The sequence below is a fragment of the Nostoc sp. JL23 genome, from assembly GCF_017115065.1.
Taxonomy (GTDB): Bacteria; Cyanobacteriota; Cyanobacteriia; order Cyanobacteriales; family Nostocaceae; genus Nostoc; species Nostoc punctiforme_A.
This window is the reverse complement of sequence record NZ_JABXKN010000152.1, coordinates 30237-43192: the sequence shown is the minus strand read 5'-3', so window position 1 is coordinate 43192 and position 12956 is coordinate 30237. Positions and strand designations below refer to the sequence as shown.

General features: G+C 44.5%; 11 protein-coding genes and 1 pseudogene. 5 read left to right on the top strand and 7 right to left on the bottom strand.

The genetic code is table 11. The annotated features are described in order from the left end of the window. Window positions 1-554: 554 nt before the first annotated feature. Entirely contained in the window at window positions 555-1379 is an 825-nt protein-coding gene (locus HWQ42_RS32845) for an alpha/beta hydrolase (RefSeq protein WP_292819609.1), read from the bottom strand. A gap of 203 nt (window positions 1380-1582) precedes the next feature. On the opposite strand from HWQ42_RS32845, the gene HWQ42_RS32840 reads away from it, so the two are divergent. Beyond that, window positions 1583-1744, top strand: a complete 162-nt coding sequence (locus HWQ42_RS32840) for a hypothetical protein (RefSeq protein WP_292819606.1) — start codon at window positions 1583-1585, stop codon at window positions 1742-1744. A 154-nt stretch (window positions 1745-1898) separates the two neighbouring features. Here HWQ42_RS32840 and HWQ42_RS32835 read toward each other — a convergent pair whose 3' ends face one another. Further along, window positions 1899-2066: a hypothetical protein gene (locus HWQ42_RS32835; protein ID WP_292733204.1), complete on the bottom strand. Its 168-nt coding sequence runs from the start codon at window positions 2064-2066 to the stop codon at window positions 1899-1901. A gap of 468 nt (window positions 2067-2534) precedes the next feature. On the opposite strand from HWQ42_RS32835, the pseudogene HWQ42_RS32830 reads away from it, so the two are divergent. Next, window positions 2535-2787, top strand: a pseudogene (locus tag HWQ42_RS32830) (IS4 family transposase); the annotation flags it as partial. A 260-nt stretch (window positions 2788-3047) separates the two neighbouring features. Here HWQ42_RS32830 and HWQ42_RS32825 read toward each other — a convergent pair. Further along, window positions 3048-3869 carry a carbonic anhydrase gene (locus HWQ42_RS32825; RefSeq protein WP_292819603.1) on the bottom strand — a complete coding sequence of 274 codons (822 nt, stop codon included), beginning with the start codon at window positions 3867-3869 and terminating at the stop codon, window positions 3048-3050. Window positions 3870-4536: 667 nt separating this feature from the next. Between HWQ42_RS32825 and smc the strand changes: the two genes are divergently transcribed. Together smc and HWQ42_RS32815 are read left to right on the top strand one after the other, a co-directional pair. After that, a complete protein-coding gene (gene smc / locus HWQ42_RS32820; protein WP_292819600.1) occupies window positions 4537-8205 on the top strand; it encodes a chromosome segregation protein SMC in 3669 nt (1222 codons plus the stop codon). Between the two features lie 199 nt (window positions 8206-8404). Further along, window positions 8405-9400: a PRC-barrel domain-containing protein gene (locus HWQ42_RS32815; protein ID WP_292733213.1), complete on the top strand. Its 996-nt coding sequence runs from the start codon at window positions 8405-8407 to the stop codon at window positions 9398-9400. A 130-nt stretch (window positions 9401-9530) separates the two neighbouring features. Here HWQ42_RS32815 and HWQ42_RS32810 read toward each other — a convergent pair whose 3' ends face one another. Genes HWQ42_RS32810 through HWQ42_RS32800 form a run of 3 tightly spaced genes read right to left on the bottom strand, consistent with a single transcriptional unit; the run spans window position 9531 to window position 10231 of the window. Further along, window positions 9531-9725: a hypothetical protein gene (locus tag HWQ42_RS32810; protein WP_292733215.1), complete on the bottom strand. Its 195-nt coding sequence runs from the start codon at window positions 9723-9725 to the stop codon at window positions 9531-9533. A 24-nt stretch (window positions 9726-9749) separates the two neighbouring features. Continuing rightward, window positions 9750-9896 (bottom strand): hypothetical protein, encoded by a 147-nt coding sequence (locus HWQ42_RS32805; protein ID WP_292819597.1) that lies wholly within the window; start codon window positions 9894-9896, stop codon window positions 9750-9752. Then, a complete protein-coding gene (locus HWQ42_RS32800) occupies window positions 9896-10231 on the bottom strand; it encodes a DUF433 domain-containing protein (protein WP_292819595.1) in 336 nt (111 codons plus the stop codon). Before HWQ42_RS32800 ends, HWQ42_RS32805 begins: the two co-directional genes overlap by 1 nt. Before the next feature lie 319 nt (window positions 10232-10550). On the opposite strand from HWQ42_RS32800, the gene HWQ42_RS32795 reads away from it, so the two are divergent. Then, on the top strand, window positions 10551-12275 hold the full coding sequence (locus HWQ42_RS32795) for an ABC transporter ATP-binding protein (protein WP_292819593.1): 1725 nt from the start codon (window positions 10551-10553) through the stop codon (window positions 12273-12275). 92 nt (window positions 12276-12367) lie between these two features. Here HWQ42_RS32795 and HWQ42_RS32790 read toward each other — a convergent pair whose 3' ends face one another. Then, entirely contained in the window at window positions 12368-12898 is a 531-nt protein-coding gene (locus HWQ42_RS32790) for a pentapeptide repeat-containing protein (RefSeq protein WP_292819590.1), read from the bottom strand. Window positions 12899-12956 lie beyond the last annotated feature (58 nt).

Below are 12956 nucleotides of genomic sequence, written 5' to 3'. Positions count from 1 at the left end.
CGAGCTTCATCTCCTCCAAACCGAATTTGCCTGACCGACTTTTGCAAGAGGTCTAGTGAATATCACATTCTAAGGCAAAGATTCTGCGTATTGATTTATAAAAGGCTCTAAAAGCATAGAAAACATTAGTTTTCAGCTAAACTTTTGGAAAAAATGCTGAATTAGAACAAGTTGACATTGACACCGTGCTAGCCAAACAAATTGAAAAGTCTCAACGCAACCAACGACTCATCAAGAATGATTAACCAAGCCTTAAAAACCTCACATTTTAAAGGTGTGAGGTTTTTTGTTTGATTTCATCCATATAAGTAAGTGTACAGAATTAATTACAGTCATTGCGTTCGCGGAGCGTCTCGTAGAGAAGCAATCCCGGCTAACGAGACACAAACAAGATCGGCAACTGCGCCCAAGAGCGCGCATGGCTGCAAGGTGGATGAACATCACTATACTAAAACCACGCATTGGAGCGAGCGGGGCGCGGTTCGCTGCATCGCCTGGTTAGACGCTTTAGGGCGGCAGTATGGAGACTTTTCTGAGAACCGAGTGGTTTGCGTTTACGACTGAATGAATTCGAGGAGATCGGCATTGATCTGGTCTGCATTTGTCGTCGGCATACCGTGCGGGAAACCCTTGTAGGTTTTCAATACCGCCCCCTTGACCAACTTAGCGCTCAGTGGGGCGGAGTCGGCATAGGGGACTATCTGGTCATCATCACCGTGCATTACCAAAGTAGGCACAGAGAACTTCTTAAGATCCTCGGTAAAGTCGGTCTGGGAGAAGGCCACGATGCCATCGTACTGCGCCTTGATACCGCCCATCATGCCCTGGCGCCACCAATTCTCAATCACGCCTTGCAACGCTTTCGCGCCTGGCCGGTTGTAACCGTAAAAGGGCCCGCTCGGCACATCCCAATAAAATTGCGCCCGGTTGGTGGCAACCTGCGCCTGAAAGTCGTCAAATACCTCTTTAGGTAGACCGCCGGGATTCGCTGAGGTCTTCACCATCAGTGGTGGCACGGCGCTAATGAGAACGGCCTTGGCGACGCGGCTTTCGCCGTGGCGCGCAATGTAGCGTGTCACCTCACCGCCGCCAGTCGAGTGTCCAACGTGGATGGCGTTCTTTAAGTCGAGATGCGCGGTAAGCGCAGCGAGGTCATCGGCGTAATGATCCATATTGTGTCCGTCGCCACCTTGGCTTGATCGTCCATGCCCTCGTCGATCGTGCGCGATGACGCGATAGCCGTGATTTAAGAAGAACATCATTTGGTTGTCCCAGTCGTCGGCCGATAGAGGCCAACCATGCGAGAAAACGATGGGCTGACCGCTGCCCCAATCCTTGTAGTAAATCTCTATACCGTCTTTCACTACGATCGTGTTCATGTGCTTTTCTCCAGTAGGCTGACTCACATTCCGCAGGTAAGTGAAGAGATTGATGGTATTTTTGATAAATGACATCATCAGCATCAGAAATAAGAGTACAAGATATTGACCACTACGGGATAGTGATAGGCATAATATTTCAGTGGAAAAAGATAGTAATGGGCGGACTGTTGCTGAGGTGATGACTACTGACAAAGATAGTATTGAGGTCAGTTATTCAAGAAGAGATGCTCAAAAGCGGCATGGCTTATTATCGTCAGTCTGCGGCGTGTCCAAATTATCTGTCTTTTGAAAATGCTGAGAAGTTGGCGATGGCGGAAGCGCCCACCGTAGGCGATCGCATCCAAGGCGGGAGTGTGGAGTAGTCAGCCAACATTAGAAAAGCCCGATCGGTGATTGATTTTCAGTTTTCCACATCATAAAGGAGTAAGAATTTTTAGAGTATGGATATGCAGTTTTTGCCGCTACACGAGGAAAATGAACACTTATACTTTATTCCTACTGGAGGATTTCATTGAATTAACTTGCGTGTTCCCAGTCACTAAGTAATTCGTGTTTTTGTACTATTTTATGGCATTTACGGAAGGGTACTTTAGGAGTACCAATACTCGTACCAGGAAAAGACTGTTTTTTCGTCTTACTAGATATATTTTCTAGGGTTGTTGAACTCAACTGTTGGGTTTTCATTGGTAAATAAATCTCTGATTAAAACCTGAGCACCAATTTATAACATCAATTTGCAAACGGCAAATTTCTGAAGAAAATTGAAGAAGTCAGAATTCAGGAGCGGAGCCGGAGACTCCGAAAGCTCCGGTCAAAATCAAGACGCTATACGCAGCTTGCTTCTGTGTTCGCGCCGTGTCCCGCACACAATTCAGAATGAATTCTGTTTCGATCAAAAATACATATTTAATTTGTCAAGGAAAGAAGAGAATAGAACTTACACATTGACAAAGACAGCCAACTGTGAATTCCTCTCGTTACAAGGCTCTGCCTTTGTAATGCTCTTATGGAAGGCTCTGCCTAGGCTGTTGACTCTGTGCCTTAGCCTATTGGTGACAACTTAAGAAAAAAGTAATGTCAACAGGTGCATCAAGGGAAAAAACGATGGCAAATCCAAGAGTCGCAAACCCAGATCACAAGCGGGATAGAAACATGCCAGCGCCAGAAAACGAAGTAATCGCCGCGTGGATGGAAGAGCTATTAACACCACTGGTATACAATCAACTGTCCTATTACCAGCAGTTGGGGCTACGCGACCGGATTCTGGGTTTACCTCTAATGGTGGCAGCACTATTAACACTACTGTGGCGACAAGTACCATCGGTGCGCGAGTTACATCGGTTATTAAATCGAGAAGACAAATTGATTGTGCAAAGCGGCTTGCGTATCGCAACAAGCATTGTCTAACGTTGTTAAATATCAACTCAAATCTCAACAGCGAGACACTTTGGACTTATCTCCACACCCCACTTGACATTTTGGCGATCGCTTTAAGTTGTCACCAATAGGCACAGCCTGGGAACGAGACAATATGTAAAAGCTGGTTCTAGGCTGGCTTTCACGTTAAGTTGACACCAATGAAGGCCTTGCGCCCCTAAAATAGGATATTTTTTTAACTGCAAGTCCCTTAGCTATGGCTTATTTATAATTCTATCTTCTCATCTTTCAACTTCCATTATTTGAACCTCGATAAATTCGCTCCATCTGCTCTGGAGAAAGGCGTTTCATTGGAAACCACTCAAATGCAGAAATAGACACTTTCTCATAAGATTGACCATCATCGTGCTGGGTTTGAGGGGAATTCACTGCTACATTGGTATTTGGAAGCTGAACCCTGAAGGACTCATCTATTTCTGATTCTGGAAGCTGAGTTTGAGGCAAAACATAAGCGTGTTTTTGGGGATCGTATGCGAAAACTTCTCCTGTCTCAATGTGATAAATCCAAGCATAAATGCTGAGTTCTCCCTGATAAAGCTTAGAATGAATCACTGGATATGTCCGCAAATTTTCAATTTGAGTAAGAACATTTTCGGCAATCATAATCTCTAGCAGTTCTTCGCCGTCGTAGTGACTGTAGTGGTCTAGAACTAGCCTTCGAGTTGCCTCTGTATATTTAAGCCAATCATGTACTAGCGGCATTTCATCGCTGAGATTGTGTAACTTCATTAATCCTTTCATTGCACCGCAATGAGAGTGACCGCAAATAATAATTTGGCGAATATCTAAAGCTTGAATAGCATATTCAATTGTCGCACCTTCACCGCCATTACTTGCCCCATACGGTGGAATGATGTTACCTGCATTGCGAATGACAAATAATTCACCAACTTGGGCTTGTGTAATTAGATTTGGATCGAGACGCGAATCAGAACAGGTAATAAATAATACTCTGGGCTTTTGACCCTGTGAAAGTTGCTCAAATAATTGTTGATGTGTCGAAAAATAACTAGATTTAAATTCGCGCAGACCTTTAATTAATCTCTTCATTACTAAGTTCTACAAATATTTGAGGGTTAATAACCAAATTACAGACAGCAGATTAAGGTAGTAAAGAGGGCTTTCTTTCTACGTTTTGACAATTGTAAAGATTACTATATTATAAATTCATTTAGTGCTTTTAATACCCTCTACCATTGGGGTGAGTTGCTTTTTTCACTTCCTCCCCCCTGTTACTTAGCAACTCACATTACTGTGTCAGAATGCCTTGATACTATTTCAAACTAGTTATATGCTGAGATAAAAATGCGACGCTTTGTTGTCACGCTCAACTGAGGACGACAGATACAGAACAGATGATTTAAACTATACCAACTGGTTTACCTTGAAACTTAAAATCTTCTTAGTTAGTGTCCGTTTAAATACTTGTAATTAGGGCTGACGCAAAGACACAAAGATATGCAAACGCAGAAATTTTTGAATTACAAGTAATTAGTCGGACATGATATTATCTGCTCTGGGAAAATTTGATGGTCAGTTTGCGGCATCAAAATTTTCGCTGTAGACTGAGCGATCGCCTGCGGTAAGCCTTTTGAGTGAAGCTTGCAGACTCACTGCAACGGGTCTACTTATAATTTCCAATTCTCCCCCTTACCCTCTTGCGAATTCTTAATTAGTTGATACACTTGTTCTTCATTAGCCCAGGGAACCAGCGCCTATGGTGCACATCAAGCGCGTGGAACTTACGAACTTCAAATCCTTCGGTGGCACTACTTCTGTCCCTTTGCTACCGGGGTGTACTGTCATATCTGGGCCAAATGGTTCGGGTAAGTCGAATATCTTAGATGCACTGCTCTTTTGCCTGGGACTCTCCAGTTCTAAGGGAATGCGAGCCGAACGCTTACCAGATTTGGTAAATAACACTCAAACGGCAAAAGGACGTGCTTCGATTGAGGCTAGCGTCACGGTGACATTTGATTTGTCGGATGAAATTTCACACAAAGACACAAAGGCACAAAGGCAGGAAGTAGAGGAGGCAGAGGAGGCAGGGGATGCAGAGGAGGCAGGGGAGGCAGAGGAAGTAGAGGAAGAAAATCCAAAATCCAAAATCCAAAATCCAAAATTGGATGAGTGGAGTGTTACTAGAAGGCTACGAGTCACTCACCAAGGGACTTACACATCGAATTACTATATTAATGGTGTACCTTGCACGTTAACAGAGTTGCATGGGGAACTAAGTAATCTACGGGTTTATCCTGAAGGCTACAATGTGGTGCTTCAAGGGGATGTCACCAGCATTATCTCGATGAATGCGCGGGAACGGCGGGAAATTATTGATGAATTAGCTGGGGTGGCGGCGTTCGATCGCAAAATTGTCCAAGCCAAATCAACTTTAGATGAGGTGAAGGAAAAGGAAGATAGCTGTCGGATTATTGAAACGGAATTAACTGCACAGCGCGATCGCCTTTCCCAAGATCGGGCGAAAGCTGAGAAATATCAAAAACTCCGCACGGAATTTCTGGCGAAACAATCCTGGGAAGCTGTTTTATCATGGCGATCGCTACAAACACAACAAGAAAAATTAGTTCACGAAATTCAAACGGGCGATCGCAATTTTACCGAACTCACTACCCAACTCACAAACCTCAATTCCCAAATTGTTGAAAAAACTGCGGAACTGGAACAACTCAATGCCCATGTGAAAGCCTTGGGAGAAGAGGAACTTTTGGCAGTACAATCTACCCTCGCTACCCAAGAAGCAGAACGTAAACAACTCCAGCGTCAGCTAACCGAATTACAAACAGCTTCCCAAGAAACTGCCAAACGTCTAGCTCAAACTCAGCAAGAGATTCAAAAACACCGTCATTCCCTAGAAGAAATTGCCGAAACACACATTGTAGAGACGCGATTCATCGCGTCTTCCCAGCAACAAAGGGATGAAGCACAGCAATCTCTAGAAACCTCCCGCGAAGCAGCAGCAGAAATCGCCTCGGCTTCGGAAGCCTGGGTGCAGCAACAAACAGCATTCAATCGTCAAATTGAAGCTTTGCTGCATACTCTAGAACCGCAACGCACCGAACAAGCACAACTCAGGGAACGCAATAATCAGTTACAACAGCTGATCCAAGAGCAAACCCAGTTAATTGAACGCGACGAACCGCTATTAGCAGAAAAACAAACTCAGTGTAGTGGAGTTGAAACGGAATTTAACACCTCTAGCGAACCCATCCAAAACTTAGCCCAAAATCTCTCAGCCACAGAACAAGAACTGCAAATCCAACAGGAAACTCAAAAACGGTTACTTTCTGAACAACGAGAAAAACAACGCCAGTTGGATAAAATCGAGGCGCAAGCGCAAGCACAGCAAGAAGTCCAAGGAACCCAAGCCAGTAAAGTCATTTTACAATCGGGAATGCCTGGACTTTGTGGTTTAGTTGTGCAGTTAGCAAAGGTGGAACCCCGCCATCAGTTAGCTTTAGAAATGGCTGCTGGTGGACGCTTGGGACATATTGTGGTGGAAGATGACAGCATCGCCGCAGCGGGTATTGAACTGCTCAAACAGAAACGTGCAGGGAGAGCAACTTTTTTACCGCTAAATAAAATTCACGCTCCCAAATTTACTCAAGATGCAACGCTGCGTTTTGCTAGCGGCTTCGTTAACTATGCTGTTAACTTAGTCGATTGCGATCGCCGTTACAAAGATGTTTTCAGCTATGTTTTCGGGAACACGGTGGTATTCGCCAACCTGGAAGCGGCGCGAAAAAATTTAGGGCTGTATCGCATCGTCACCTTAGACGGGGAACTTCTGGAAACTAGCGGTGCAATGACTGGTGGTAGTAACACCCAGCGTTCGTCCTTGCGGTTTGGCAATGCGGAAGCGGCAGAATCTGATGAAGCGATCGCTTTAAAAACTCGCTTAGTGGATATTGAACGAGTTTTAGAGCGTTGTACTGAAGCGATCGCAACTTTGTCAGCCAAAACCAAAAAACTCACCCAGGAACTCACCGAAGCGCGTCAGGCGCGGCGCGAACAGCAGTTGCAATTGGAGCAGTTGCAAAAAGACATTAAGAGTTTAACAGCGCAATTAGAGGGGACGCGATCGCAACTCGCCCAAAACAGCGAAAAGTTAGCCACTGCGCAATCCAGATTAGAAATTTTAGAGCGGGAATTACCTGGGCAAGAAAATGAATTGCAACAATTGCGACACGCCTTAGCAGAGTTAGAAGCATCCCAAACCCCTAGTGAATGGCAACAAATCCAGGCAACCATTAAAATTCAAGAGCAACAATTGCAACAACGCGAAACAGCATTACGGGAAGCTGAACAAAGATTAAAAAATTTAGAAAATCAGCAACAACGTTTGCAAGAAAAAATCCAAGAAGGTGAAACGCGAATCACCGAATACGAAACCCAACAAATATCTTGTAGAGATGCGATTCATCGCGTCTCCACACAAATCACAACGATAGACGACCAAATCACCCAAACCCGTTTATCGTTGAGTCAAATGGAGCAGAATTTGGGAGAAGAAAAACAAAAACGCGACGCTACAGAACTGGAAGTGCGATCGCATCTTTTACGCCAACAACAATTGGAATGGGAAATCCAAAAACTCCAAGAAACCCAAGAGAAGCGGCGCGAGGAACTAATTGCACTACAAACTCAATTGCGGGATGTGGGAGCAGAATTACCAAATCCGTTGCCGGAAGTTCCAGATCAGGTAGATTTGGAAGAATTGCAGAAAGAATTGCGATCGCTTACCAAACGCTTACAGGCAATGGAACCTGTAAATATGCTGGCGTTGGAAGAATACGAACGCACTCAAAACCGTCTCCAAGAACTCACGCAAAAATTAGAGACACTAGAAGGAGAACGCACCGAACTACTTTTACGGATTGAAAACTTTACCACATTGCGGCAACTTGCCTTTAAAGAAGCTTTCGATGCCGTTAATGAAAACTTTCAATCAATTTTTGCTATTCTTTCCGACGGCGACGGCTTCTTGCAACTTGAAAATCCCGAAGATCCCTTTAGCAGTGGACTGAATTTAGTCGCGCACCCCAAAGGTAAACCGGTACAGCGCCTAGCTTCCATGTCTGGGGGAGAAAAATCACTCACAGCCTTGAGCTTTATCTTTGCCCTGCAACGCTACCGTCCATCGCCATTTTACGCCTTTGACGAAGTAGATATGTTCCTAGATGGGGCAAACGTAGAACGATTAGCTAGAATGATTAAACAACAGTCACAACAAGCGCAATTTATAGTTGTGAGTTTGCGTCGTCCGATGATAGAATCAGCCGAACGCACAATTGGCGTTACTCAAGCACGAGGAGCTTACACTCAAGTTTTGGGGATTAAGTTACAATCATCCAATACATCTGCTTGAGTTTTTGTTAATAATAGTGTATAGATAAACCACGTAATGTCCGACTTTCTCTCAAACCTAACCCCCAACCCCTTCCCTACCAGCGAAAGAGAGCAAAAATCAAAGCCTCTCGTCCACTGTGAGAGAGGTTTGGAGAGGGGTTCCAAGAATAAGTCGCACATCGCGTTAAACCGGATTCGAGATCAGGACTCGGTATAGAATGACCTCCGAACAGATAATTAGGCGTTCCGACATATTAAATACCCAGGTGATTACCCGCGACAACGGCAAGCGGCTAGGCATCATCAGTCAAGTCTGGGTTGATATCGATCAAAGAGAGGTTGTGGCTCTTGGTTTGCGAGACAGCCTGATCTCCATTTCGGGCATACCACGCTATATGTACCTCAACAACATCAGCCAGATTGGTGATGTCATCCTGGTTGATAACGAAGATGTCATTGAAGATATCGAAGTTGAATCTCTCAGTAATTTGATTAACTGGGAAGTAATTACAGAAACAGGTGAAGTCTTAGGCAAAGTTCGGGGCTTCAAGTTCAACGGTGAAAATGGGAAGCTTGAATCTATAGTCATTGCTTCTTTAGGATTGCCCCAAATTCCCGATCAATTTCTGAGTACTTACGAGTTCTCAGTAGATGAAATTGTCAGCACTGGCCCCAATCGGTTGATTGTGTTTGAGGGAGCCGAAGAACGAGTAAACCAGTTGACAGTTGGTTTACTAGAGCGCCTGGGTATCGGCAAAGCACCGTGGGAGCGAGATATAGAAGAAGAATACGGCTATACTCCACCACGCCAAGTTGCACCAGGTAATCAACTGCCTAGCGGAGTGCCATTGCAGCCACCCAGGCAAAAAGTTCGCGCTCCCGAACCCGTAGCGCGGGAAGAAGAATGGAATGAAGACTATGTGGAAGAGGAAAGGCCACAGCGTCAGGTAATGAAGGCGCGGCAGTATGAATCTATTCAATACGAAGAAGATGAGGAAGAAGATAACTGGAGCGAAGCAACGGGCAACGACAGGTATCAACAACCGCAGCCGCTAAAGTATGAAGCCCAGCCCTATAGTAAGCCATACGTTGACGAATACGATGATTATGACGACGTAGACGGCGATGCTTGGGAAGATGCACCGAAGCCTGTGAACATTCCCAAGAAAGTCAAGGAAAGACAGCCAGAATACGAAGAAGAAGGCGGATATTAATTAATTCGTAATTCGTAATTCGTAATTTTCGGCTTAAATTACAAATATATTTCTCTGATAAATTCAGCCCTCTCTTTGCAGGTAAGGAGGGGGCTAATTTTTGAGGATAAGTGAGGGAGTGGAGAATGTGCTATCGGCTCAGGGGTAGATATTCAATTCGATCCTGGTATTCATCCTCAAACGAAGCTTCCGCAATGATGATTAATTCTTCAACAGTTTGTCCGATGCTTTGGTTTGCATCGATGGTAAATATTCCAGGGATATGGCGACCTGAAGCTAAATGGTCAGCTAAATGTCCGGGCATCGACTTACGGTTATTCGTCACCAAAATAAATCCATTGGTTTCGCACTAAATCAAAATCTCTGGGTCTGGAGTGCCCTTGGGTGGCACATCTAAATCCCCAATAATTCGCACGACCAATTCAGGGTTGCGCCGCACAAGTTGGGAGCGATATGTAGGATTCAGATGTTCATCCAACAGATACCGGATTGCCATTAGCTTTCCTGTAACTGCTTTGGAGCTTTTTCTTCCTGCATCCGCCGAAACCTCATCCTGGCAGGAGACGGATTTTGCTGTTGTTCTTCGCGCATGGTTCGGGAAATTTCCAACCAATCTAACAGATACGCATCAACCTCTGAACGATGATGCAAGTAATACAAAATCGTGGCGTAAACCTGTTCTAACGTCACTGTATGAAATTGTTCGGCAATTTCTTCTGGTGTTTTAGAGCGATAGATATACTCGTAAAGAATGCTCTCAATCCCAATACGGGTTCCTTTGAGTCGGATGTCATCTGGTGCAAGGGCGTTGAAATACTCTTCCAGTTTCATAAAGCAAGATTGCTCGAATGAACATTTCACTTCAATCATAGAAGAACACCGGGAAACTCTATGATGAATGCTAAAACAGTTTGTAACTAATTAGTGAACGTGAGTTCGACAAGTCTTATTTGACCTCTCCCCCAGCCCCTCTCCGACGCGGAGAGGGGAGCAAAAAGCGGAATTATTTCTTGCTCCTCCCTTTCCGTTTCGGAGAGAAAGGCTGGGAGGGAGAGGTTCATCGAACTCACGTTAATTAGTTAAGTGTTCAGAAACTCACTAAAAACTGCTAGCGTCAAACAAAGTAAAATATCGCTGTGGACTTTCGAGCTTGAAAACGCGTTCTAATTACTGGCAACTGCTGCCTTATATCCGACTCCAGTGGCAAACCATCGCCAGGGGACTGATTGGGATCTTGGGATACGTGCTGGCGACTTTAGTATTAATTAATCTCGCCGGGAAATTGGCAACTCCCTTTGCCCAAGGTAATGTAGTAGCGATCGCTCAAATAACTGGTAGTTGTGCTTTAGTATTTCTTGTCAGAGGCTTATTTCAGTCTATACAAGATATGTACATGGCGAAAGCTGCTTTGCGAGTTGCTTTTCATCTCCGCCAGCAAGTCTACGCACATCTTCAAAAGCTAAATCTCAGCTATTTTGAAACTGCAAAAGCTGGTGATTTATCTTACCGCCTCACGGAAGATGTTGACCGAGTTGGTGAAGTGGTAAATAAAGTATTTCACGACTTTATCCCCTGTATTTTGCAGTTGCTAGTAATTCCGATTTACATGATTTACCTAAATTGGCAACTGACATTCGCAACGGTGATTGTTGCGCCACTGATGGGTATTTTAGTTGGCTGGTTTGGCGAACGGTTGGGCAAGTATTCCTTAAAAAGTCAAAATCGGGTGTCAGGTTTATCAGCCATTCTTGCGGAAGTTTTCAACGGGATTCGTTTGGTACAAGCTTTTGCTGCCGAAAATTACGAAATCGCCCGCTTTGGCCATGAAGCAGAACGCAGTCTCAAAGCTAAATACTCAGCCGAACGCCTGAAAGCGATTCAGATTCCCATCATCGGATTTTTGGAAGCCTTAAGTGCCTTATCGTTACTGATTGTGGGAGCGTGGCAAATTTCCCAAAATAACTTGACAGTGGCGAATTTTTTCAGCTATCTGGCGGCGGCGGCGCTGTTAATTGATCCCATTGGTCACACTACTAACAACTACAACGAATTTAAGCAGGGTGAAGCATCTGTTGACCGGGTTTTTGAATTGATGGCAATTCAGCCGACGGTGATTGAAAAGAGCAATGCGATCGCTCTCCCCCCAGTCAACGGCAAAGTAGAATATCGTCATATTTCCTTCGCCTATAAACCAGGTGAACCTGTATTAAAAGATATCAGTCTATTGGTATCACCAGGTGAAGTGATCGCACTTGTGGGTGCTTCTAGTGCTGGTAAAACCACATTTGTCAATCTCCTCCCGCGTTTTTACGACCCCGAAGTTGGTCAAATATTCATTGACGATGTTGATATTCGGGATGTGAAGTTGCATAGTCTGCGGCGACAAATTGGGATTGTTCCTCAAGAAACCATCATCTTTTCGGGGACGATTGCTCAAAATATCGCTTTTGGACAATATATTTTTGACATAAAAGCAGTTATAGAGGCGGCGAAAATTGCTAATGCCCATCAATTTATTAGCCAACTACCAGAAGGTTATAAGACTTGGGTAGGCGAACGTGGGGTAAACTTATCAGGTGGACAAAGACAAAGAATTGCGATCGCTCGTGCGGTTTTGCTCAATCCCCAAATCTTGATTCTCGATGAAGCGACATCAGCATTAGATTCTGAGTCAGAAGCGTTGGTACAAGAAGCGCTGGAAAGATTGATGGAAAAACGGACAGTATTTATTATTGCTCACCGTTTATCGACAGTTAGACGGTGCGATCATATTTTAGTTCTCGAACAGGGACAAATTGTGGAATCGGGAACCCATGAAGAATTATTAGCCCTAGAGCGTCGCTATGCGCGGTTTTATGCTCAACAGTTTAGTTAGAGGTAGGGGAAGTTTGAGGTTTTGAAACAACCGAATTAGTTTTTGAGTTCATAAAATCGGTTTTTAAGCTAGAAGAATGAGTATCTATCTAGTCAATACCCAATACTGTCGTACCAAATACTTCCATCTTCCATAATGGTATTACTGAAAATAGCCTTACGAATGTTATAGAAGCCCTCAACCGAACGCAAATCGGCATTGGTGAAGTTAGCACCATCGAAAGAGGAGTGGTTCACGAAAGCATCCCTGAGAATAGCATGGCTGAAATTAGCGCCATCAAAAATACATTGGTACATTTCGGCTCTGCTCAGGTTGGCGTTGACAAAGGAAGTATCGTTGAAGTTGGCTCCACCACCTCTAGCCTCGCTCAAATTAGCGCCGTTAAGGATGGCTTCATTCAACTGCGTTCCTTCCATATAAGCTCCCCTGAGATTAGCCCCAGTGAGATTGGTATTGTCCAGGTGAGCAGCTTCCAAAAAGGCTCCTTCCAAGTTGCTCCCACTCAGGTCAGCCCCACTCAGATCGACCGCTATCATGAATAAACCAGTTCTGCTGCAATTAACACTCCAAGCAAAGTTTCTTTCTCCCGCTTCATACCTATCCAACATTTCTTCAATATCCATAAGGGACTTCCAAGAAATAAATTATCCATCTTGTGGAGTGGGCATCTTGCCCGCCCTA

Excerpts from the sequence above, each read along its gene's own strand:
- HWQ42_RS32845 (WP_292819609.1), bottom strand. The coding sequence starts at position 1,379 with ATGAACACGATCGTAGTGAAAGACGGTATAGAGATTTACTACAAGGAT.
- HWQ42_RS32835 (WP_292733204.1), bottom strand. The coding sequence starts at position 2,066 with ATGAAAACCCAACAGTTGAGTTCAACAACCCTAGAAAATATATCTAGT.
- HWQ42_RS32825 (WP_292819603.1), bottom strand. The coding sequence starts at position 3,869 with ATGAAGAGATTAATTAAAGGTCTGCGCGAATTTAAATCTAGTTATTTT.
- smc (WP_292819600.1), top strand. The coding sequence starts at position 4,537 with ATGGTGCACATCAAGCGCGTGGAACTTACGAACTTCAAATCCTTCGGT.
- HWQ42_RS32815 (WP_292733213.1), top strand. The coding sequence starts at position 8,405 with ATGACCTCCGAACAGATAATTAGGCGTTCCGACATATTAAATACCCAG.
- HWQ42_RS32805 (WP_292819597.1), bottom strand. The coding sequence starts at position 9,896 with ATGGCAATCCGGTATCTGTTGGATGAACATCTGAATCCTACATATCGC.
- HWQ42_RS32800 (WP_292819595.1), bottom strand. The coding sequence starts at position 10,231 with ATGAAACTGGAAGAGTATTTCAACGCCCTTGCACCAGATGACATCCGA.
- HWQ42_RS32790 (WP_292819590.1), bottom strand. The coding sequence starts at position 12,898 with ATGGATATTGAAGAAATGTTGGATAGGTATGAAGCGGGAGAAAGAAAC.